Origin of the sequence: Tabrizicola sp. (assembly GCF_030694085.1) — a bacterium.
Taxonomy (GTDB): domain Bacteria; phylum Pseudomonadota; class Alphaproteobacteria; order Rhodobacterales; family Rhodobacteraceae; genus Tabrizicola.
On sequence record NZ_JAUXZE010000071.1, the window covers coordinates 129093 to 151192 of the forward strand.

Below are 22100 nucleotides of genomic sequence, written 5' to 3' on the forward strand. Positions count from 1 at the left end.
CAATGCGCCGCCTGATCCCCATCGCCGCTGTCCTGGCCCTGCTGGCCTTCCTGGTCTGGGCCTTTCTGCCGCGCCCCGTCGAAGTGGAATTGGCCGAAGTTGCGCCGCGCCCGCTGGAAGTCGTGGTCGAGGAGGAGGGCGAGGCCCGCATCCGTGAGGTCTTTACTGTCTCGGCCACCATCGCGGGCAAGCTGCAACGCATCGGCCTGCACGCCGGGGACGAGGTGACCGAGGGACAGGCGGTGGCCAGCATTGGCCCGGCGGCCCCGGTGCTGTTGGACAGCCGGTCGCGCGCGGTGGCCGAGGCGGCGGCGGCGGCAGCGCAGGCCGCGACAGACCTTGCCCGTGCACAGCTTGCCCAGGCCGAAGCCCAGCATGATTTCGCAGCCAGCGAGGCGAACCGCGCCATTGCCCTGTTCCAGAAAGGCGCGATGTCCGCCCGTGCCCACGACAATGCGATCCGCGAACAGAAGACGGCGGAAGCCGCGGTCTCCAGTGCTTTGGCGAACCTTGCGGTGCGCGAAAAGGAACTGGAAAGCGCGCTGGCCATGTTGCGACCGGATGCTCCGGGCAACGGGTCGTCCTGCTGCGTGGACATTCTTGCGCCGGTGTCGGGCAAGGTCCTGCGGGTCCTGACCGAAAGCGAGCAGGTGGTGCAGTCCGGCACGCCGATCCTGGAACTGGGCGACCCCGGCAACCTTGAGATCGTGGTCGACCTTCTGTCGCGCGACGCCGTGCGGGTGGCCGAAGGTGCGGAAGCCACGGTTTCGGGCTGGGGCGGTCCCCTGGTCGCGGCGGTGGTGGAGCGGGTGGAACCTTCGGCGGTCACTCGCGTCTCGGCACTGGGGATCGACGAGCAGCGGGTGAAGGTGGTGCTGGGCCTGACCGGCGCGCCCGAGGACTGGCGGGCGCTTGGCCACGGCTTCCGGGTCATCGCGCGGATTGCGCTGTGGCGCGAGGACGGGGTGCTGACCATTCCGGTGGGTGCCCTCTTCCGCGACGGGCCGGACTGGGCGACCTACGTCGTCCGCGACGGCCGCGCCCAGGTGCAGCGCATAACCCTGGGTGAGCGGAACGAGGATTACGCACAGGTGCTGGACGGGCTGGCAGCCGGTGACCGGGTGATCCTGCATCCGTCCGATCTGGTGATGGCCGGGGTCAGCGTTGCGCCCCTGCCCAAGCAGTAGTCAAAGCCGCGACCACAGCGCGGCAAGGCCCGCGACCACGAACACCGCGCCCGCGCCGATCATGTAGCCCATGTAGTCCTGCCAAAGGCCGCCCCGGCGCGCAGGGACATGATGGGTCAGTGGGCGGGTCTGCGGTTTTGGCGCCTCGTCGGTCAGGGCGGAGGGCAGGGTGCTGCCCTCCTCGACAATGCGAATCCAGTCCAGCCAGTCGCCCGCCGACTGGATGCGGTCGCGCGGCATGACGCGGACGGCCTTGTCGATGGAGTCCAAGAACCCCTTGGGGTACCCCTCATACCGTCCGGCCAGGGGCACGTAGGGGTCGGCCTCGCCCTCGGCCACGCGGGCCAGGCGGCGCTGGCTTTCGGGCGGCGCCTGGCCGGTGATGACGTGGTAGAAGGTCGCGCCCAGCGAATAGAGGTCGCTGGCCGGGCTTTGCTCGGCCCCGGTCAGGTAAAACTCCTGCGGCGAGTAGCCTTCCTTGATCACGCGGCGCCCGGTCAGGACCCGGGTCGCGCGGGCGACCTGTTCGCTGGCCGCGCCGAAGTCGATCAGGATCGGATTGCCGGCCTTGTCGACCAGGATGTTGTCGGGCGAGATGTCGCGGTGCAGGATGCCGACCTGATGGATGAACTCGACCGCCGAAAGCATCTTCTTCAGCATCGCGATGACCTGGTCGGGCGTGAAGGCCCGGTCGGTGGAATTCAGGATGTCATGCAGGTCGCGCCCGTCGATATAGTCGATCGCCATATAGGCGGTGTCGTTATCCTCGAACACCTGATGGACGCCGACGATGTTCGGATGCACCAACCGCGCCAGGCTTTTCGCCTCGGCCAGGAAGCTGTCGACAAAGCCGCGGAAGTCGCTTTGGTGCTTGCGCGACCGCGCGCGCACGAAACTGGTCGACCGGCGGCACAGCGTGTTCGGGAAACATTCCTTGATCACGACAGTCCGGTCCAGGCTGTCCTTGGCCAGATAGGTGATCCCGAATCCGCCGCTGTTGAGAAAGCCGATGATCGTGTAGTGCCCGCCCAGAAGCTGGGTCCCCGGCTTCAGATCATCGGCGAACGCGTCAGGATCGACGCGGCCCAACTCGGCCTCGAGCTGATTGCTGATCTGTGTCGGGCTCTGCGTCACTTGTCATTCCCAAAAGTCTGGTCACTCATCACTCTCTGGCGGCAGAGCGGTGCCGCGCGCCAGTATCCCCGAACAAGCTTTCCCTTGGGTAAATCGCCTCAGACTGCGCCCCGCAAAGACCTGCCCGTGCATCATTCTACGCAATCCGCCCTTTGCCGCGCAAACCTGCAACGCAGGGATTCATCTGCGCAAATGCGCACATTGCGGTATTCACACCTGGGCATCAGTTTAGGATAACATGTAATGCATTGATATTTAGTGATAAAAGGAGCTGCCGAGTATCTTCCTTGGGTGCTTGCAGCATGGCCCAGTGTGACAAAATCGTCAGCGATCCCAGAGGGATGCGCCGCTATCCTGCCTTAATGTCGTCTGTGGCGCGCAGAAAGTGTCAGATGCACAACCTGGGGGTGCAATCGTTTTCCGGCTGGTCTTTACAAAGCGATTCGATTTTTCACTCTGGCGACCAGGGTTCAGGTGCTGTGCCGGGGCGCAGGATCTGAAAGCTCTGGGCGGGAAGGATCTGCCAGTCGCCCTGGGTCCCGTCTGGCCACAGGACCCGCATTTCCGCCGTTTCCAGCCCAGCCAGTCCGAAATGCAGCCAACCGACCGAGCCCGAGAGATGCCCCCCGCCCGAGGTGATCTCGTGCCGTTCGACCTTGTCGCCGCGCCGGATCTCGATGACGGCGCCGATGGCGTCACGATTGGGGCCGTCCTGCCGCAGGCGGACCTGCACCCAGCGACCGTCCAGCGCGCCGGTCTGCCGCAAAAGCTGTGCGGTCTCCCACCGGTTCACCACCGCCAGGTCCAGAAGGCCGTCCAGGTTGAAGTCCACAATCTGAGCCCCCCGGGCGACCCCGAAGCTGGCAACTCCCGCGCGGTCGCCGACTTCCACAAACACCCCGTCCGGCTGGCCCAAAAGCAGGTTGTTTGGGTCCTTCTGGGCAAAGTCGGGCATCTTCGCCACGTTTCCCTTGGCGACAAAGAGGTCCAGAAGCCCATCATTGTTGACGTCTGCGAATTGCGGATGCCACGCTGTCGAAGGTCTTAGGTCCCCCCCGGTATAGGGCCGATGCGCAGTGATGCCGGACTTGAAGGCGATGTCGGCAAAGTCGGGCTTGCCGCTGGCGGGGTCCTTCAGCACCTGCAACTTGTTGTCGGCCATCGAGGTCAGATAGTAATCCGGGTAGCCGTCCATATTCACATCGGCCGAGGCGATCCCCATCCCCCAGATGCGCAGCCGTTTCCAGCCGTCGTCGGCCTCGGTGTAAAGCCGGGGCGGCTGGCCGGCCTCGAGGTGCCACATCTGTTCCTGCCCGCCCTTGTAGTATTCCCGGTCGTTCGAGACCCGCAAGGATGGGTGGCCCGAGCGGTTCCAGTCGGTGAACAGCATCGACAGGGCGCAATGCGACGGGGTCAGCGGGATCGGCGGGGCGAAACGCTGACCCTCCGGGCGATGCAGCCAGTTGTCGGTGCAGGAGCCCCAGGGAAAGGCCTCTTCCTTGCGGTCGACATAGTTGCCGATGGCAAGTGTCGGCCAGGTCTGCCCCCGTTCCCAGATCGCCGCAAAGGCCGTCGACCAGGCGTCGCCGCCATCGAAGCCCCAGGCCTGGCTTGTATCCTGGAACCGGCAGTCGCCCAGGCCCCGCAGCAGCCGGTTTTCGCCCAGGCGCAGGACCACCAAGTCCAGCACGCCGTCGCTGTCGATGTCCAGCGGGTAGGCACCCAGGACTGCATCCAGCGACACGGAATCCGTCTTCATGAAGGCCAGTGCCCCGCCTTGCGGGCTGCGGTTGAGGTAGAGGGCCGATGGCCCGGCTCCGCCCGACAGGAACAGCTCGGGGAAGCCATCGCCGGAACAGTCGAAGGTCGCGACCCCGCCGCCGACCATGTAGTCCCAGTCGCCCTCGAAAACGGTGTCGATCCCGGCGCTGACGGTTTCTTCGGTAAAGGTCGGGACGACCGGTTCGGCCAGGACGGGGGCTGCCAGAGCCAGCGTGAGAACAAGCGCGCGCATCAGGCTTCGGTCTTCAGCGCCGCGGCGTAGGCGCCGACGGCGCGGCCCTGCTCCAGGCCGCGTTCGTTGCCGAAGCGGAAGTGGATGCCCCCGTAAAGCCGTGAGATCGCCGCTTCCTCTGCCGCCGCCGCGAAGGAAGGAAAGCTGCGGACGGGCAACCCCTCATCCACATGCGTCTCGTCGTCAAAGCCGAAATCGGGCCCGAAGATCGCGCTTAGAACCGTTGACGCAGCACCGGACTGGGTCGAATGGCCCGAGGTGTATTCGGGGAAGGGCGGGGTGATCAGCAGCGGCTCCCACGCCGGGTCGATGTGGCGCTTGATGTAGGTGACGGGCCGCAGGAGGTTGTATCTGAACTTCGTCGACCAGCACGAGATGAAGGCATCCGCCTGCGCCACGCCCAGCTTGGCGAGCGCCGCAGAGATGACCTCGACCGGCAGCGCGTCGCGGTCGGCGATCTGCAAGACGATGGCGATCCAGTGCCCGGCAGGGGTCGGCGTCAGCATGGGATCGTCCGACCAGAACCGGGCGACCAGCTTCTGTTCGTCGGTCAGGGCGCGGGCCGTGTGGTAGACCTCCAGCGCGGCGGCATGGAAGTCGGACCCCGGCGCCTCATCATAGGCGGGATGTGGGGGCGCGTCGCAGGTATCGGCGGCAGGCAGGGCGAAGGGACGGTTTTGCGCCCACTGTGGCAGCAGGGGGGCCTGTTGCAGCCGGATCAGGTTCGTCGGGACCCAGTCCTGCGGGCGGGTGCCGGGAGTATACTCCATCGGGAAGCCCATGTTCACGATCTCGGCGCCGCCATCGGTTGCGGCCCAGGCAAGGATATGGGCGGCCACGGATTGACCGGCGGCCACGCTGCGCGCCACCACGTCGAGGGCGATGCCATCGCTGGCCGTCTCGCCCATCTTACGCGCCATCGCCTCCATCGCGCGCTGACCCGTGGGGCCGGTGTTCGAGAAAAGGTTGGTGACAGCGGCGACAAGGGCGGCGTGCAGGACGCACGGCTCGTCATGCTCACCTGTCGCGCGAGGGGGAAGGGGGGAAAGGTCGGTCAACTGTCCGGCCAGGCTGCGCAGGGCAGGGTTGCCGGTCGCCAGCGCCTCATGCGCGGTGATGCCGATATAGGCAAAGGCGCGGGCGGCGACGGGGGGCACATAGGTCGCGGTATGGCGCACCAGTTCCAGGATCAGCTTGTGCCACATCAGCAGCACATCCCGCGAGACGTCGGCGCGGTTCGCGGCACGGGCGGGCTGGAAGCTCAGCGCGAACGGCGCGGCAACGGTGAACCCAAGGACCTGGCGGCGGTGGAATGGCATGTCGTCCTCCCGGAATGACCGCGTTTCTGTCACGCGCCAACAGGTGAGGCAAATCCTTTCAGTGCCGTCCCATCAGCCAGTTCCCCACCGCGGCCAGCTTCGACGGACCCGCGCCGGGCCGGTCCTCGCGCCGGTCGGCGGCGTTCAGCAGCGCATACATGCCGTGGACACCCAGCCAGCGGATCGGCTCGGGCTCCCAGTCCTTGACCCGTCGATTGACCCAGGGCAGGTGGACCAGGTCGGTGTCGCGGGCGAGTGTCAGGTCGGCAAGCGTCCGCCCCGCAAGGTTCGAGGTCGACACACCGACGCCCACATAGCCCCCCGCCCAGCCAAGGCCGGTGACCGGATCAAGGCCCACGGTCGCGCACCAGTCGCGCGGCACGCCCAGGACGCCGCACCAGGCATGGTCGATCTTCGCCTGCCGTGCCGCCGGGAAATGTCTGTGCAGGATTGCTGTCAGCCGCCGGATCGTCTCGGGGTCGGGCGCGCCGTTCGTGTCGAGACTGGAGCCAAAGCGGTAAGGCACCCCCCGCGCGCCGACCGTGATCCGCCCCTCGCGCGTGCGCTGGCAATAGCAGTAGGCATTGGCGAAATCCCCAAGGATTTCATGACCCTGCCAGCCGATCTGGTCCCAGACTTCGGGCGGCAGCGGCTCGGTCGCGATCTGGGCCGAGTTCAAGGGCAGCCATTCCCGCATGCGGCCAGGCAGCCCAGCCGTGAACCCTTCGGTGCAGCGCAGGATCACCGGGGCCTGCACCGTGCCGTAGTCGGTCGTCACCACCCCAGGCTCATACCCCGTGACCGTCGTCCCCTCGACGATCCGCACCCCCAGCCGTTCCACCGCCTTTGCGAGGCCCCGCACCAGCTTGGCCGGCTGGATGCGCGCGACATTGGTCACCACCATCGCCCCCAGCGCGCCGGGGATGCGGATGCGGTCGGCAAGGTCGGCTGCGGACATCTCGAAGACCCGGCCCTCCTCGCCCCAGAAGCGCCGATGCCGGACCTCGGCCTGCATCCGCCCGACCTGCGCGGGCTTGGTCGCCACCATCAGCTCATCGGTGCGGTGGATGTCGGCCTCGATCCCCTCGGCCTTGGCCACGCGGATCACCTCGTCCACGGTGCCGTTCATCGCTTCGACCATGGCCCGGACGCTGTGTTCCGACGAGGTTTCCAGATAGCGCGCGTGGTTCCAGGCAAAGCCGCCCGTCAGCCAGCCGCCGTTGCGGCCCGAGGCGCCAAAGCCCGCAAAGTCCTTCTCGATCACCAGCACGTCCAGCGCGGGTTGCGCCTTTTTCAGGTAATAGGCCGTCCAGAGCCCGGTATAGCCCGCGCCAATGATCGCCACGTCGGCCGTGACATCTCCGGCCAGCGCCGCCCTGCGGTAGGGCAGACCTATGTCGGCATACCAGAACGAGACGTCTCCGATCCGCATGGTTCCCCCTGTTTTCGGGCCAAAGGGCCACAGCCCCGGCCTCATTTCAAGGCAAATGGGCGTTGCCTTCGCCCCACGGCCCGCCGATGCTGCCCGAAAACCACGGGGGGTGGGTCATGCAGGGCTTCTTCGTCACCGGGCCTTACGATGATGGCGATCCGGTCACCGGGCACTACTACGAGGTCGCCTCGTCCGATCCCGCACGCCCGCAGGTCTGGGGCTATAGCGGGGCGATTTCCTACCGACCGGGTGAGGTGTTGCGGCTGCACACGATGTCCAGCGCAGCCGAGGCGCGGCTAACCATTACCCGCGACGGTTTGACCCCGTTCACTGTCCTGCAGACGACCATTCCCACCCGTTTCGCCCCGACACCGCCCGACTGTTCGGTCACCGGCTGCGGCTGGCCCGTCGCCTTCGAGACCGTGATCCCGCAGGACTGGCCGACTGGCGTCTACACGGTAACGCTGGAAATTGACGGCCATTCCTCACAGGGCATGTTCGTCCTGAAGCCCGCCCAGCCCGCCGCAAAACTGGCTCTGATCCTCGCCACCGGGACCTGGTGCGCCTACAATGACTGGGGCGGGTCGAACCATTACCAGGGCCTGACCGGCCCGACGGGCGGCGACTTTGCCCCCGAAGTCAGCCTTCTGCGGCCCTGGGCCACCGGCTTCGTCCGCTGGCCGGTCGACGCGCCCCGCATCCCGCACGCCTCGCCGCTGCTGTCGCGTCCACGCTATCCGCACATGGACTACGCCCGCGCGCATGGCATCTCGAAGAAATACGCCTCCTCGGGCTGGGCGGCATTTGAACGGTCCTTTGCGCTTTGGGCGGAAGAGCAGGGGATCGCGCTGGACTATGTCACCCAGCATGACCTCCACGCCGACCCTGGCTTGCTGACCGCCTACCCCCGCGCGGTGATCGTCGGGCACGACGAATACTGGACCTGGGAGATGCGCGACCATCTGGATGCCTGGATCGACCGGGGCGGCCAGTTGGCGCGGTTCGGGGGCAACTTCTTCTGGCAGACCCGGCTGTCGGACGACCTGACCACCCAGACCTGCTACAAGACCCGCGCCGAGGCCGAGGACCCGCTGGGCGCGACCGACCGCCTGACAAGCTACTGGGACCATCCCCGCGCCCGGCGCCCCGCCGTGGCGACGATGGGCCTGACCGGCAGCATGGGCGTCTATGCCGGATGGAGCCGCTGCGCCGCCCATGGGTCGGGCGGCTTCACGGTCTACCGGCCCGACCACTGGTCGCTGCAAGGCACCGGCCTTGGCTATGGCGACGTGCTGGGCGCGGCCTCGAAGATCTTCGGCTATGAGGTCGACGGGATCGACTACGAGATCCGCAAGGGCCTGCCTTTTCCGGCGGCCGACACCGGGCTGCAGGGGGACCTGACCATCGTCGCCCTTTCGCCCGCAACGACGCTGGCCCACCACACCGGGCGGCATGACATGGACTATTTCATCGGCACGCTGGACGCCGAAGAGGTGGCGCAGACGATCTACGGCACGGTCACGCCCGAAACCCTGGGCCTGGCCAGTCGGGGCAATGGCTGCATGGCCGACTACCGGCGCGGCCGGGGCGCGGTGTTCAATGCCGGGTCCTGCGAATGGGTGGCCGGGCTGATCGCCCGCGAACGCCCGGTCGAGGTGGTGACGCGGAACATCCTGCTTGGGGCTTGGGGGCCGGGGGCGACTTGACCAAACCCCTTTTCGCCGCGCGCCCCATCGGCTAGGCGTAACCCCATGTTGAGCCTTTCGAACCTTGCGGTGGCCCGGGGCGGCGTCACGGTGCTGCGCGGCCTGACGCTGTCGGTCGCCACAGGCCAGGCGCTGATCCTGCGCGGGCCGAATGGGTCGGGCAAGACCACGCTTCTGCGCACGCTGGCCGGCTTGCAACCCCCGGCCGAGGGCACCTACGACCTGCCCCCCGACAGCGTCGCCTATGCCGCCCATGCCGACGGGCTGAAAACGACGCTGACCGTCACCGAGAACCTGAGCTTCTGGTCGCGTATTTATGGCGGACCGGGCATCGACAATGCGCTGACCGCGCTGAACCTGACCGGCCTGACCCGCCGCCGCGCCGGAGAGCTGTCCGCCGGCCAGAAACGCCGCCTTGGGCTTGCGCGCCTGCTGGTCACGGGCCGCCCGGTCTGGCTTCTGGACGAACCCACCGTCAGCCTTGACGTGGCCTCGGTCGCGCTGTTCGCCGATATCCTGCGTGGGCATCTGGCCGGGGGCGGCCTTGCCGTCATTGCCACCCATGTCGACCTTGGCCTGCCCGAGGCGACGGTCCTGGACCTAGAGCCCCACCGCGCGAGGGTAATCCAGAGCACCGGCTTTGATGAGGCTTTCGCATGAAGGCGCTCCTCCTCCGCGACTTGGCGCTTGCCTTCCGTTCGGGCGGGGGGTTCGGGCTGGGGCTCGCCTTCTTCTTCCTCCTCTCCGTCCTTGTCCCGCTGGGCGTCGGGCCGGAAGGCGGCACGCTTGGCCGCATCGCCCCCGGCATCCTTTGGGTTGGCGCGCTGCTGGCCTGCCTTCTGTCGCTGGACCGCATCTTTGCCTTGGACCACGAGGACGGCTCGCTTGACCTTCTGGCCACCGCGCCGATCCCGCTGGAGGCAGTGGTGGCGGTGAAGGCGCTGGCGCACTGGCTGGTCACCGGCCTGCCCCTGACCCTGATCGCCCCGGGCCTGGCGGTGTTCCTGAACCTGCCGGCGGGGGGATACGGCTGGCTGGTGCTTAGCCTGTTGCTGGGGACCCCCGCCCTGTCGGTGATCGGGGCCTTTGGCGCGGCGATCACTGTGGGCCTCAGGCGGGGCGGGCTCCTCCTCAGCCTTCTGGTCCTGCCGCTTTACGTGCCCACCCTGATCTTCGGGGGCGAGGTGGTGCGGCGCGGGGCGGAGGGCATGGCGCTGGCGACCCCGCTGGCGCTGCTGGCTGCGATCAGCCTTGGCGCGGCGGCGCTGCTTCCCTTCGCGGCCGCAAGTGCGATCCGCGTCAATTTGCGCTAGCGTCTCGCGCGATGGTGTGTTGAGCGGAAACCACGGACAGGATAGGCGAGGCCCCATGTCGATCTGGGAATATGCGAACCCGAAGAAGTTCATGCAGACCTCGGCCTGGGCCTTGCCCTGGGCGGTGGGGCTGACCGTGATCCTCTTGGTCACGGGCCTTGTCTGGGGCTTCTTCTTCACGCCGGACGATTACAAGCAGGGGTCCACGGTCAAGATCATCTACCTGCATGTCCCGTCCGCGATGATGGCGATCAATGCCTGGGTGATGATGCTGGTCACGTCCCTCATCTGGATCATCCGCCGCCACCATGTGTCGGCGCTGGCCGCCAAGGCCGCAGCACCTGTCGGGCTGACCTTCACCCTGATCGCGCTTGTCACCGGGGCGCTTTGGGGCCAGCCGATGTGGGGCACCTGGTGGGCCTGGGACCCGCGGCTGACCTCGTTCCTGATCCTGACGCTGTTCTATTGCGGCTACATGGCGCTCTGGGCTGCGGTCGAGGACCCGGACACGGCGGCCGACCTGACCTCGATCCTGTGCCTGGTGGGCTCGGTCTTCGCGCTTTTGTCGCGCTATGCGGTGAATTTCTGGAACCAGGGGCTGCATCAGGGGGCCTCGCTGTCGCTGGACAAGGAAGAGAACGTTTCGGACGTGTTCTGGCTGCCGCTGCTGGTCTGCATCGCGGGGTTCGTCCTTCTGTTCGTTACGATGGTACTGCTGCGGACCCGGACCGAGATCCGGGCGCGGCGGCTGAAGGCGCTACTGGCGCGGGAGAGGGTGGCATGATGCCGGATCTGGGGAAATACGCCGTCGCGGTGCTGGGGTCCTACGTGGCGACGGCGGTGCTGATCGCAGCACTGGTGGGGCTGACGCTGTGGCAGTCGGCCCGGATGAAACGCGCGCTGGCCGAGGTCGAGGCGCGGCAGGGGAAGTCCGATGGCTAGATGGCTCATGGTGCTGCCCCCGGTCCTGTTCGCCGGGCTGGCGGGGCTGTTCTACGCGGGGATGTACCGCGACAATCCAGGAGAGTTGCAGTCGGTCTTCGTGGGCCGTCCCGCGCCGGTGCTGCCGACGACGGTGCTGCCGGGCATCCCGGGCGTGACCGATGCGGACCTGCGGACCGGCGAGGTGACGGTGGTCAACTTCTGGGCCACCTGGTGCCCGCCCTGCCGGGCCGAGCATCCGCAGCTGCTGGCGATGGCGGCGGACGGGGTGCGGGTGGCGGGCGTCAACATCATGGACGACGACGCGAAGGCGGTCGCCTACCTGGCCGAGGAGGGGAACCCCTTCATCGGCGTCGCGACCGATCCGAACGGGCGCAACCGGGTGGAATGGGGCGTCACCGCGCCGCCCGAGACCTTCATCGTCGGAGGCGACGGGACTGTCCTGTTCCGTTTCGTGGGACCCCTGATCGGGACCGACTACGAGACCCGCTTCCTGCCGGAACTGACGAAGGCGCTGGCCGGCGAAGGGTAGGTGTCCACGGTGGACATTCCCTGGGACGACAATGATTTCAATGATTTGCTTGTGAGCGTTCAGACTTTCCTAACCTGTGCGGGAGGGTGGGCCAACCCGCGCGAAGAGCGCGGAACGGCCCACCCTACGCCTGCGCCCGACGCCGGAACGAGGACGCCCTAGACCGCCACCACCCGGCGCTGCGGCAAGACCTCTTCCGGCCTGCGCCGCGTCGCGGGAAGCATCGCGATCCCGTCGAACTGCGCGTAATCTCCGCGCTTCAGCCATTGCGACATTGTCCGCGCCAAGAGCGCGTCGCCGCTGAGATAGAGCTGGCCATTGGCAAGCTCGCTCGCGACCGTAGCCCGGCCCAAGAGGATGCCGAGCAGCGAAACCCGGTTGGTCTCGACATAGAGGTCGATATCGAAGCCGGGAATCGAGGTGCAGATCTCGGCCTCGGCGCCGGGTTGCAGGATCGCCCAGTAGGTCGAGTATTCGAGGTCAGGGTCGGCGAAACGGAACTGCATCACCAGGCGACGGCGGGGCAGGGCTTCCAGGACAAACTGCTTGCGCATGTTCCACATCAGGTTCGACACCGTCGCGGTGCACAGCGCCACCTCGGCCTCGATGAAGCACTGCGCCCATTTCGCCAGTGCATCGAGTGCCGGTTCCAGCGCAATCGCGGCCTCGGTCCGCAGATAATCGACCGACCCGGTCGCGGGGTCGGTGATGCGCTCGACCAGACCCATCTCCTCCAGATCCTTCAGCCGGCGCGACAGAAGCGCGGGCGAGATGCTGCCCACCTCACGCCGCAGGTCATTGAACCGGGTCGACCCGGCCCAGAGCCCGACCAGGATCGGGATCGTCCAGCGTGGTTCCAGGATGTCGCAGGCGCGGGTGATCGGGCAGATCATTCCATAGGGTTTCTGGGGCATGGCGTGGCCTCCCTCTGCGGCAAGACTACGCCCGAGGCCGCGGTCCGGCCAGTTCAAGTTCTGTAGCGGGGTCGCTTCAGTTTCAGCACTCAACCAGGGGCCGGCGTCGGCGTGATGCTGGGGCGACAAACCCCTTGATGGAGATCGCCATGACCCCCGCGTCCAACCCTGCATCCCGAGATACTCACCCGGTCACTGGTCGGTGGCTGGATTTCGGCAGTCTGCTGGCCCAGACCTACCGGCCCATGGCCCGTCCTGTCCGCCTGCACCCGAAAGAGGCGCGTGCGCTGCGTCTGGCGGGCCGTTTGCACCGTCTGCTGACCTGGTTGACGCGGCCGATGCCCGCGACTGGCCGCAGCGCCACCGATGCGGCCACGCGGCTGGAGATCCTGACCCGCGGCGGCTTCCCGCGATAGGGTGGACCGTCAGACGAGCGCCAGTGCGACGACCAGGACCAGGGCGGCGAAAAGCGTGAGGTCTACCGGGGTCGGAACCGGCATGGTCCGGCCAGCGGGCCGGCCCTTGAGCATGATCTGGTCCTGGGGGCGAAGCGGCGGGAAGCGGTGTGACATGGGGCGAAGCCTTCTGGCTGTGGTGCCGCAAGTCTGCCCGGCCAGATCAGAACAAAAGGTGAAGGCCCGGGGGTTGCCCGGGCCTTTCCTGGAAACAATGTGTTTCTAATATCAGGACGCCGCCAGGTTCCGCAGAACATAGTGCAGCACGCCGCCGTTCTCGACGTATTCGACCTCGATCTCGGTATCGATCCGGCACTTGAGCTGGATCGTCCGTTCCGTGCCATCGGCGTAGCGGATGGTGCAGGGGACCTGGCTGAGCGGCTTCAACCCGCCTTCCAGCCCGCCGATGCTGACCACTTCGTCGCCTTTCAGCCCAAGGGTCTTGCGGTTTTCACCGGGCAGGAACTCGAACGGGATGACGCCCATGCCGACCAGGTTCGAGCGGTGGATCCGCTCGAAGGATTCGGCGATCACGGCCTTGACGCCCAGAAGCGCCGTGCCCTTTGCGGCCCAGTCACGGCTGGAGCCGGCACCGTATTCGATGCCGCCGAAGATCACCAAGGGCGTGCCTTGCGCCTGGTAGGCCATCGAGGCGTCGTAGATCGAGGACTGCTGGCCGTCCGGCCCGAGGGAGTAGCCACCTTCAACGCCATCCAGCATCTCGTTCTTGATGCGGATGTTGGCGAAGGTGCCGCGCATCATCACTTCGTGGTTGCCGCGCCGGGCACCATAGCTGTTGAACTCGGATACCGGAACTTGCCTTTCAGTCAGATACTTGCCAGCCGGAGTTGAAGCTTTGAATGAACCTGCCGGGCTGATGTGGTCGGTCGTGATCATGTCGCCCAGAAGCGCCAGCACCCGCGCGCCGGTGATGTTCTTGATCACCCCGGGCGTCGCCGACATGCCCTGGAAGTAGGGCGGGTTCTGGATGTAGGTCGAGGTCGGCGGCCAGTCGTAGGTCTCCGAATCGGTGATCTCGACGCCCTGCCATTTGGCGTCGCCCTTGAAGACGTCGGCATATTTCGACTGGAAGGCTTCGCGCGTCACGACCGCATGGACGATGTCGGCGATTTCCTTGTTCGTCGGCCAGATGTCTTTCAGGTAGACCGGGCCGTTGGTGCCCATGCCCAAGGGCTCGGTGGTCAGGTCGATGTTCATGTCACCGGCCAGCGCGTAGGCGACGACCAGCGGCGGCGAGGCGAGGTAGTTCGCGCGGACATCGGGGCTGATGCGGCCTTCGAAGTTGCGGTTGCCCGACAGGACGGCGGCGGCGACAAGGTCGCCCTCGTTGATCGCCTTGGAGATTTCCGGCTGCAGGGGACCGGAGTTGCCGATGCAGGTGGTGCAGCCGTAGCCGACAAGGTTGAAGCCGACGGCGTCGAGGTCTTCCTGCAGGCCGGCGGCATTCAGGTATTCCGACACGACTTGGCTTCCGGGGGCAAGCGAGGTCTTCACCCAGGGCTTGCGGTTCAGGCCCAAAGCGCGGGCCTTGCGCGCCACCAGACCCGCGCCGATCAGCACATAGGGGTTCGAGGTGTTGGTGCAGGAGGTGATCGAGGCGATCACGACCTTGCCGGAGGAGAGCGTGTAGTCTTCGCCGTCAACGGCCACTTCCACGCCCTGCGGGCGCTTGAAGCTGGTGTCCATCTCACGCGCGAAGCTGGATTTTGCGTCGGTCAGCGGCAGGTAGTCCTGCGGGCGCTTCGGGCCGGAAATGGCGGGAACGATCTCGCCCATGTCGAGGTGCAGGGTCGAGGTGTAGATCGGGTCATAGTCCGGGCCGCGCCACATGCCGTTGGCCTTGGCATAGGCTTCGACCAGTGCGATGCGGCCCTCATCCCGGCCGGTCATGTGCATGTAGCGGAGCGTCTCGTCGTCGATCGGGAAGAAGCCGCAGGTGGCACCATATTCCGGGGCCATGTTGGCGATGGTCGCGCGGTCGGCGAGGGGGAGATGGTCAAGGCCCTCACCGTAGAATTCGACGAACTTGTTCACCACGCCGTGCTTCCTAAGCATCTGCACGACTTTCAGCACAAGGTCGGTCGCCGTGGTGCCTTCCATCATCGCGCCGGTCAGCTTGAAGCCGACGACCTCGGGGATCAGCATCGACACGGGCTGGCCCAGCATCGCCGCCTCGGCCTCGATCCCGCCGACGCCCCAGCCAAGGACGGCCAGGCCGTTGACCATCGTCGTGTGGCTGTCGGTGCCAACCAGAGTGTCGGGGTAGGCGACAAGGTTGCCGTTCTGGTCGGTGTCGGTCCAGACGGTCTGGGCGAGGTATTCCAGGTTCACCTGGTGGCAGATGCCGGTTCCGGGCGGCACGACGCGGAAGTTGTTGAAGGCGTTCTGGCCCCATTTCAGGAAGACATAACGCTCCATGTTCCGCTCATATTCGCGGTCGACGTTCATCTGGAAGGCGCGGGGGTGGCCGAATTCGTCGATCATCACCGAGTGGTCGATGACCAGGTCGACGGGGACCAGCGGGTTGATCTTGGCGGCCGAGCCCTTGAGGCCCTTGATCCCGTCGCGCATCGCGGCAAGGTCGACGACGGCGGGAACGCCGGTGAAGTCCTGCATCAGCACGCGGGCGGGGCGGTAGGCGATCTCGATCGGGTTCTGGCCCTTCTGCTTGCCCCAGGTCGAGAAGGCCTTGATGTCATCGACGGTGACGGTCTTGGCGTCCTCGAAGCGCAGCATGTTTTCCAGCACCACCTTCAGCGAGGCGGGGAGCTTCGAAAACTCGCCCAGGCCGGCGGCTTCGGCGGCGGGGATGGAATAGTAGTGGACCGTCTGGCCCCCTGCGGTCAGGGTCTTGCGGGTCTTGGAAAGGTCATGTCCAACGGTGACGGTCATCTCTGGCTCCCTTGAAAGGCGGCTGTTGCGGCGTTGTATACCATTGTATGCCGAATATCCAGCCCTGCTGTGCGCCATTCGTACAGCATGTGACAGGTCTCTCGCAAAACCTTGATTGGCTCGGGCCCCTGCGTCTTCCTATAACGGGGTGGGGATAAAGGATCAGGATAGACACCATGCGACATTTCGTCAGCGCGGCTTGCGGGTTGTGGCTTGCGGCCGTGGCCCAGGCCCAGGCCGAGCCGGTGGTGGTTGTCGAGCTTTACACCTCGCAAGGGTGTTCGTCCTGTCCGCCGGCCGATGAGTTTGTGGCGATGCTGGCCTCGAACCCGCAGATCCTTCCGCTGGCGCTGCATGTCGACTACTGGGATTACATCGGCTGGGCGGACAAGTTCGCACAGCCGAAGTTCACCGACCGCCAGCGGGCCTATGCCAAGGCGGTGGGGTCGCGGACGATATACACGCCCCAACTGATCATCGCCGGTGCGGACCGGATCGAGGGATTCGCCCCCGAGAAGACAGCCGACCGGCTGCGCGCCCACATGGAAGCGGGGTCGACAGTGCGGCTGACCGTGACGCGCGAGGGCGACCGACTGGTGATCAGGGCCGAGGCTGATCCGCCGCTGAGCGAACCCGTCCGTGTCCAACTTGTCCGCTACAAGCCGGAAGAGACGGTGCTGATCGAGCGGGGCGAGAATGCCGGGAAGACCGTGACCTACACGAATATCGTGACGTCGTGGGATCGGATTGGCGACTGGTCGGGCCAGGAGCCGCTGGAGCTTACGGCGCCGTTCCCGGGTGACCAGCCCGGCGCGGTGATCGTCCAGCAACAAGGCCCGGCGGCGATCCTGGCGGCGGCCCGGGTGGATTGATCCCGAAGGGGCGGTGGGTCAACCCGCGCCGGGCGCGGAACGACCCACCCTACTGGCCGACCTCTTGGCCGCCGCCCTTCCAGCGCCGGTGAATCCAGAACCATTGGCCGGGATTGTCCTTGACCCGTGTCTCGAGTGCCTGGGTTACGGCCCGTGTCATGGTTTCGGGGGTGCTGTGCGGGATGGGCGCGTCCAGGATGACCCGGAAGCCGAGGCCGTCGGCTTGGCGGGTGGCGAAGAAGGGAATGAGGTCGGCCTTCAGCCGCAGTGCCAGTTCCGCCGCCGACAACGCCGTCCGCGCAGGCTGGCCCAGGAAGTCCAGCACAGGGGCGCCCGGGACGTCCTGGTCGAAGAGAAGCACAAGCTGCCCGCCCTCTTTCAGGTGCCGCACGAAGCCCGCCGTGCCTGCGCGCCCCTGTGGAAAGACCGGACCGCCGAAAGCTTCCATCGTGCGGACGTAATGCGCGTTGAAGTAGCGGTTCGACAGGTTCCGGTAAAGCCCGCCGATGTCGAAGCCGCGCGCCACCAGGGCGGCCCGCGCGGCCTCGTAATTGCCGAAATGGCCGGAGACGAGGATGACCGGGCGCTTCGCCTCACGGGCTGCGACAAGGGCGGGATAGCCCGGACCCTCCGGTTCGATCCCGGCGGCGCGGGCAGTGAAGGCGCGGGTCGAGTAGTTTTCGATCAGGGTTCGGCCGGCATTGTCCAGCGAGGCTGCGGCGATGGCGCGCCGCTGCGGCTCGGGCAAGTCGGGCCAGACGAGGGCCAGGTTCTCCAGGGCGCGCTGGCGGTAGCCCGCGAAAGGCCCGATCACCCGCCGCATCAGCCAGCCCATCAGAGCCACACGCCAGGGATAGGGCAGGGCCAGCGCCAGACCGATCAGCCCGCGCGCTGCGAGGTTGACCAGGAAATGGTCGGGGCGGAAAGGAGGATCGGCATCCTTTGACATGCGGCTTCTAGGCTGCAGGCGCGCGCGACGCCCGGTTTTCGCGGTGCCAGACATAAAGACCCGCCCCGACGATCACAAGCGCACCGATCACGGTCCAGCGGTCGGGCCACTGGTCGTAAATCACCGCCCCCCAGAAGGTCGCGAAGACAATCCCCAGATAGGCGAAAGGGGCGACGATCGAGGCCTCGGTGATCGAAAAGCTGCGAATGATGCAAAGCTGCGCCCCGGTTCCAAGGCAGGCGATCAGGCCGAACTGCCAGAAATCGGCGGTCGCGATTGGCTTCCAGACGAAAGGCAGGGCGAGCCCCGCGACGATCGTGCCGAAAAGGGCGGCATAGACCATCGAGGCCCAGACGCTTTCCTGCGCGCCGATCTTGCGGGTCAGAAGCGCGCTGACGGCGTAGGATATCGCGCAGAGGAGCGGCAGGATCGCCCACCAGGTAAAGACGCCCGCCCCCGGCCGGATCACGATGAGCGCACCGATCAGGGCGACGACGACACCGGCGATGCGGCGGGGGCCAAGCTTTTCGCCCAGGAAAAGCGCAGCGCCAAGCGTGATGAGAACGGGGTTGATGTCGGCGATGGCGGTGGCTTCCGCAAGACCGATGAAGGGAAGCGCCAGGAAGAAGAAGGTCGTCGCCCCGAACTGCGACGCTGATCGCCAGACATGCAACACCGGAAACCGGGTGCGCAGGATCGGGCCCAGGTGGTGGCGCAGGATGAGGAGCACCAGCACCAGCTGGCCTGCGAAGCGCACCCAGATCACCTGCGGGGCGGGATAGCGGGCGATCAGGCCCTTGGCAGTGGCATCCATCGCGGTGAAGAGGAAGATCGCGAGGATCATCAGCGCCACGCCGCGCGTGACGGAAGTGAGAGGGGCGCCGGACATGGCATCGTTCTAGGCGGCGGGGCGGGGGGCCGCAAGGGTGCGGGTGTCGCGCGGCCGGCTGCTTTCCTTAGCATGGCGACCCGTCAGCGACCTGGCAAACCCGCCCGCGGACCGCTTCAGGCGCGTCATCCGGTGCGGCGGGGAGACCACGGCAGCCAAATTGCAAGAAGTGCACGAAGTGCTCGACGAGCATTGCTTCGGACGGGCGGGGATGCCTCTCAGTCCTCTTCTTCCTGGATCAGGGTGATCTCGCCACTGGTCTCCAGCGTGCGGATCGCGCCGATGATCGCGTTCATCGCGTCTTCGGCGTCCTTGTCCTTGACGCGGCCCCGGGCGCCCATCTCTTCGCGCAGGCCCTGGGCCAGGCGTTGCGAGATATTGGCAAGGATGAACTCGGCCGCGTCTTCCAGTCCCGGCTTGCCCATCGCGGCGGCCAGCGCGGTGACAAGCTGCGGCTGGTCGACCAGGCGGGTGATCTTGGGCGCGTCGCGCGGGTTCAGGCGCGCAGGGATGTGGACGAAGGTGAAGATCGCCTTGCGAACCTCGGCGGCGAAGGCGGCATCTTCGGCCTCCAGCCCCTGCAGCACGTCGTCGCGCGTCAGCGTGGCCGAGATGTTCAGAATCGCACCCACCCGTTCCACCGGGCCCTGGTCGAAAGCCTTGGGCGGCTGGTTGTCCAGTTCGGCCAAGAGGGCCGCGCCGATGCGGCGGACGGTTTCGGGATCGACATTGCCCGTCATCGACACGGCATAGGCCACCCGCCGCGCCCTTTCGCCGGGCAGCTTGCCAAGAATTTCCGCCGCCTTGGCGACGGGCAGCTTCGACAGCATCACCGCCCCGACCTCGACCGCTTCGTTCAGAAGGATCGGCATCAGGCGGTCAAGCGGAAGCGCGGTGATCCGCTCCCACGGGTCGATCTTGGACGAGGTCGAGGACATGCGCCGCAACCGCTGGGCGGCGGACTGCGAGATGTGGCCGTCCATCATGGCAAGCGCCCCCTCGATCCCGCCAGGAAACGCGAGGCCGACGGATTCCAGTTCCGCCAGAAACTCTGACACCACATCGTCCAGCGTGGTGCGGTCCACCAGTCGCATCTGGCCCATTTGCTCGGCCAGGGCGGCCTGCATGTGTTCGGGCAGCGACGACAGCGGCAGCGAGGTGCCTTCGGTCAGCAAGTAGCGGACGATCACTGCCGCTTTCTGCCGCGAGGTCAGAACCCGCTTCGGCAGGGGCGGGATCGTTGTGATCCGGCGTTCCGGGGTGATCCGGGCCAGGGGCACCATGTCTTGCGGCATCAGGTCCTCATCGATTCGACAAGGTCAGCCTAGACGCCCCCGGGTTAACGGCTGCTTGATTGCCGACGGATCAGCTGGACGGGGTGTCGACGCAGGTGCCCTTCACGGCATCCCAGGTCGTCCCGGCCATGCAGCTGGCCGCCGTCTGTTCGCTGTGCTGGCCGACGCACTGGGCGAAGGCAAAGCCGGGGAGAAGGGCTATCGCCAGGGCGGCGAGGGTCGTTGCAGTCTTCATCGGTCGTCCTCCTTCTGGTCAGTAGGTGTAGGTTGCTCCGGTGGAAATGGCGGTGGCGAGCGCGGTTTCGGCCCAGGTGCCCTGGCCGCCGCGGGCGCGGATCGCGTCAAGTTGCACCTGTGCCCGCGCCGTGTCGTCCATCTGGACAAGAAGCTGGCCGTAGTAGCTGCGGGCAAGGATATTATCGGGGTTCAACGCTATGGCCCGTTGGTAGGCGGCGATGCCGGCGTCGATCCGGCCGGTCTTGCGCAGAAGGAAGCCCTGGTAGGTCATGACGCGGGACGTCTCGCCCTCGGTCATCAGGGCCAGGACCGCCAGAGCATCGTCATAGCGGCCCGCATAGGCCAGTTCGCGCACCGCGTCGTAGCGCTGGTCGTCGTTGAGGCTTTGATCCTCGGCCTTGATGCAGGCCTTGGTCTTTTCATCCCAGACCGTGCCCTTGGCACATTCGGTTGTTGTTTCGGTGGGCGTCGGCGGCGCGCTGTCGTCGCTGCCGGCCGCAAGCGCAAGCTGCGGGGTAAGCGCAACGGCAGCGGCGAAGGCTGGGGCAAAGGCTGCAGCAAGGATCATGCGCACGAGCGGTCCTTTCGGTAATGTTCCGAAAGGTAGCATGATTGTCGCCAAGGCAAGAACGGAAACTGCCGACCGCCCGGCCGGGCCGATCACGCTTCTGTCAGGTGCCAAAAACGCGGGCGAAGATCGTGTCGACGTGCTTGGTGTGGTAGCCAAGGTCGAACTTTTCCTCGATCTCGGCGGGGGACAGGGCCGCGGTGACCTCGGGGTCGGCCAGAAGCTCTGTCTTGAAATCCGCACCCTTCTCCCACACCTTCATCGCGTTCCTTTGCACCAGGCGGTAGCTGTCCTCGCGGCTGACGCCGGCCTGGGTCAGCGCAAGAAGCACGCGCTGCGACATGACCAGGCCCTTGAACTTGTTCATGTTGCGCAACATGGTCTCGGGGTAGATCACCAGCTTTTCCACCACCCCTGCCAGCCGGTGCAGCGCAAAGTCCAAAGTCACCGTCGCATCCGGCCCGATCGCGCGTTCGACGCTTGAATGGCTGATGTCGCGTTCATGCCACAGCGCCACGTTCTCCAGCGCCGGAACCACGGCCATGCGGACCAGCCGTGCCAGGCCCGTCAGGTTCTCGGTCAGCACCGGATTGCGTTTGTGCGGCATCGCCGAGCTGCCCTTCTGGCCGGGCGAGAAGAACTCTTCGGCCTCCAGCACCTCGGTCCGCTGCATGTGGCGGATCTCGATGGCGACATTCTCGATGCTGCTGGCGATAACCCCCAGGGTGGCAAAGAACATCGCGTGGCGGTCGCGCGGAATGACCTGCGTGCTGATCGGTTCGGGCGTCAGGCCCAGCATCTTGCAGACGTGCTCTTCGACCGCCGGGTCGATGTTGGCGAAGGTCCCGACCGCGCCCGAGATCGCGCCAGTGGCGACCTCTTTCCGGGCGTTTTCAAGACGTTCGCGGTTGCGCTTCATCTCGGCGTAGAATCGGGCGAAGGTCAGGCCCATCGTGGTGGGCTCGGCGTGGATGCCGTGGCTGCGCCCGATGCGGACGGTGTCCTTGTGCTCATGGGCGCGGGTCTTCAGCGCGGCAAGCACCCGGTCCAGTGCCTTGAGCAAGAGGTCCGAGGCGCGGACCAGCTGGATGTTCAGCGTGGTGTCCAACACGTCCGAGGACGTCATGCCCTGATGGACAAACCGCGCCTCGTCATTGCCTATGATCTCGGCCAGATGCGTCAGGAAGGCGATGACGTCGTGCTTGGTCACCGCCTCGATCTCGTCGATGCGGGCCACGTCGAACGGCACATCCTTGGCGCGCCAGACGGCCGCCGCATTCGCTTTCGGGATCACCCCCAGAGCGGCTTGCGCGTCGCAGGCATGGGCCTCGATCTCGAACCAGATCTTGAAGCGGGTTTCCGGGGACCAGATCGCCACCATTTCGGGGCGGGAATAGCGCGGGATCATCGGGGAGCCTCCGGGACAGCA

22 protein-coding genes are annotated in these 22100 nt (G+C 66.4%); 9 read left to right on the top strand and 13 right to left on the bottom strand.

Annotation, left to right across the window (positions count from 1 at the left end):
* The first annotated feature begins 2 nt into the window (after positions 1–2).
* Positions 3–1187 (top strand): efflux RND transporter periplasmic adaptor subunit, encoded by a 1185-nt coding sequence (locus Q8M85_RS16200; RefSeq protein WP_305546468.1) that lies wholly within the window; start codon positions 3–5, stop codon positions 1185–1187.
* Here the strand turns inward: Q8M85_RS16200 and Q8M85_RS16205 are convergent, their stop codons facing one another.
* The 4 genes from Q8M85_RS16205 to Q8M85_RS16220 all read right to left on the bottom strand — a co-directional run bounded on the left by Q8M85_RS16205 (position 1188) and on the right by Q8M85_RS16220 (position 7086).
* Positions 1188–2321 carry a serine/threonine-protein kinase gene (locus Q8M85_RS16205; RefSeq protein WP_305546470.1) on the bottom strand — a complete coding sequence of 378 codons (1134 nt, stop codon included), beginning with the start codon at positions 2319–2321 and terminating at the stop codon, positions 1188–1190.
* Positions 2322–2772: 451 nt separating this feature from the next.
* Positions 2773–4335 (bottom strand): CRTAC1 family protein, encoded by a 1563-nt coding sequence (locus Q8M85_RS16210; RefSeq protein ID WP_305546472.1) that lies wholly within the window; start codon positions 4333–4335, stop codon positions 2773–2775.
* Positions 4335–5654: a vanadium-dependent haloperoxidase gene (locus tag Q8M85_RS16215; protein WP_305546474.1), complete on the bottom strand. Its 1320-nt coding sequence runs from the start codon at positions 5652–5654 to the stop codon at positions 4335–4337. The genes Q8M85_RS16210 and Q8M85_RS16215 overlap by 1 nt, the downstream gene beginning before the upstream one ends.
* 58 nt (positions 5655–5712) lie before the next feature.
* A complete protein-coding gene (locus Q8M85_RS16220) occupies positions 5713–7086 on the bottom strand; it encodes an FAD-binding oxidoreductase (protein WP_305546476.1) in 1374 nt (457 codons plus the stop codon).
* 116 nt (positions 7087–7202) lie between these two features.
* Between Q8M85_RS16220 and Q8M85_RS16225 the strand changes: the two genes are divergently transcribed.
* Genes Q8M85_RS16225 through Q8M85_RS16250 form a run of 6 tightly spaced genes read left to right on the top strand, consistent with a single transcriptional unit; the run spans position 7203 to position 11579 of the window.
* Positions 7203–8792 carry a N,N-dimethylformamidase beta subunit family domain-containing protein gene (locus tag Q8M85_RS16225; protein ID WP_305546479.1) on the top strand — a complete coding sequence of 530 codons (1590 nt, stop codon included), beginning with the start codon at positions 7203–7205 and terminating at the stop codon, positions 8790–8792.
* Between the two features lie 45 nt (positions 8793–8837).
* A complete protein-coding gene (gene ccmA / locus Q8M85_RS16230; RefSeq protein ID WP_305546481.1) occupies positions 8838–9452 on the top strand; it encodes a heme ABC exporter ATP-binding protein CcmA in 615 nt (204 codons plus the stop codon).
* Positions 9449–10105: a heme exporter protein CcmB gene (ccmB, locus tag Q8M85_RS16235; protein ID WP_305546483.1), complete on the top strand. Its 657-nt coding sequence runs from the start codon at positions 9449–9451 to the stop codon at positions 10103–10105. The genes ccmA and ccmB overlap by 4 nt, the downstream gene beginning before the upstream one ends.
* A 55-nt stretch (positions 10106–10160) precedes the next feature.
* Positions 10161–10889: a heme ABC transporter permease gene (locus tag Q8M85_RS16240; protein ID WP_305546485.1), complete on the top strand. Its 729-nt coding sequence runs from the start codon at positions 10161–10163 to the stop codon at positions 10887–10889.
* Positions 10886–11047 carry a heme exporter protein CcmD gene (gene ccmD / locus Q8M85_RS16245; protein ID WP_305546487.1) on the top strand — a complete coding sequence of 54 codons (162 nt, stop codon included), beginning with the start codon at positions 10886–10888 and terminating at the stop codon, positions 11045–11047. The genes Q8M85_RS16240 and ccmD overlap by 4 nt, the downstream gene beginning before the upstream one ends.
* Positions 11040–11579: a DsbE family thiol:disulfide interchange protein gene (locus tag Q8M85_RS16250; protein WP_305546489.1), complete on the top strand. Its 540-nt coding sequence runs from the start codon at positions 11040–11042 to the stop codon at positions 11577–11579. The genes ccmD and Q8M85_RS16250 overlap by 8 nt, the downstream gene beginning before the upstream one ends.
* A 158-nt stretch (positions 11580–11737) precedes the next feature.
* Here Q8M85_RS16250 and Q8M85_RS16255 read toward each other — a convergent pair whose 3' ends face one another.
* Positions 11738–12493, bottom strand: a complete 756-nt coding sequence (locus Q8M85_RS16255; protein WP_305546491.1) for a helix-turn-helix domain-containing protein — start codon at positions 12491–12493, stop codon at positions 11738–11740.
* Between the two features lie 149 nt (positions 12494–12642).
* Between Q8M85_RS16255 and Q8M85_RS16260 the strand changes: the two genes are divergently transcribed.
* Positions 12643–12909 (top strand): hypothetical protein, encoded by a 267-nt coding sequence (locus tag Q8M85_RS16260; RefSeq protein ID WP_305546493.1) that lies wholly within the window; start codon positions 12643–12645, stop codon positions 12907–12909.
* Between the two features lie 9 nt (positions 12910–12918).
* On the opposite strand, the gene Q8M85_RS16265 is transcribed toward Q8M85_RS16260, so the two are convergent.
* Complete coding sequence (locus Q8M85_RS16265; RefSeq protein WP_305546495.1) at positions 12919–13065, bottom strand: hypothetical protein; 147 nt, start codon at positions 13063–13065, stop codon at positions 12919–12921.
* A gap of 111 nt (positions 13066–13176) precedes the next feature.
* Entirely contained in the window at positions 13177–15861 is a 2685-nt protein-coding gene (gene acnA, locus Q8M85_RS16270) for an aconitate hydratase AcnA (RefSeq protein ID WP_305546497.1), read from the bottom strand.
* A 176-nt stretch (positions 15862–16037) separates the two neighbouring features.
* Between acnA and Q8M85_RS16275 the strand changes: the two genes are divergently transcribed.
* Positions 16038–16733 carry a thioredoxin family protein gene (locus Q8M85_RS16275; RefSeq protein ID WP_305546499.1) on the top strand — a complete coding sequence of 232 codons (696 nt, stop codon included), beginning with the start codon at positions 16038–16040 and terminating at the stop codon, positions 16731–16733.
* A 49-nt stretch (positions 16734–16782) separates the two neighbouring features.
* On the opposite strand, the gene Q8M85_RS16280 is transcribed toward Q8M85_RS16275, so the two are convergent.
* The 6 genes from Q8M85_RS16280 to purB form a co-directional block, all read right to left on the bottom strand.
* Positions 16783–17682 carry a lysophospholipid acyltransferase family protein gene (locus Q8M85_RS16280; protein WP_305546501.1) on the bottom strand — a complete coding sequence of 300 codons (900 nt, stop codon included), beginning with the start codon at positions 17680–17682 and terminating at the stop codon, positions 16783–16785.
* Between the two features lie 7 nt (positions 17683–17689).
* Positions 17690–18571, bottom strand: coding sequence for a DMT family transporter (locus Q8M85_RS16285; RefSeq protein WP_305546503.1), 882 nt, complete (start codon positions 18569–18571; stop codon positions 17690–17692).
* Positions 18572–18789: 218 nt separating this feature from the next.
* Positions 18790–19866: a flagellar motor switch protein FliG gene (locus Q8M85_RS16290; protein WP_305546505.1), complete on the bottom strand. Its 1077-nt coding sequence runs from the start codon at positions 19864–19866 to the stop codon at positions 18790–18792.
* A 70-nt stretch (positions 19867–19936) separates the two neighbouring features.
* On the bottom strand, positions 19937–20101 hold the full coding sequence (locus tag Q8M85_RS16295) for an adenylosuccinate lyase (protein ID WP_305546507.1): 165 nt from the start codon (positions 20099–20101) through the stop codon (positions 19937–19939).
* Positions 20102–20119: 18 nt separating this feature from the next.
* Positions 20120–20671, bottom strand: coding sequence for a tetratricopeptide repeat protein (locus tag Q8M85_RS16300; RefSeq protein ID WP_305546509.1), 552 nt, complete (start codon positions 20669–20671; stop codon positions 20120–20122).
* A gap of 103 nt (positions 20672–20774) precedes the next feature.
* On the bottom strand, positions 20775–22079 hold the full coding sequence (purB, locus tag Q8M85_RS16305; protein WP_305546511.1) for an adenylosuccinate lyase: 1305 nt from the start codon (positions 22077–22079) through the stop codon (positions 20775–20777).
* Between the last annotated feature and the right edge of the window lie 21 nt (positions 22080–22100).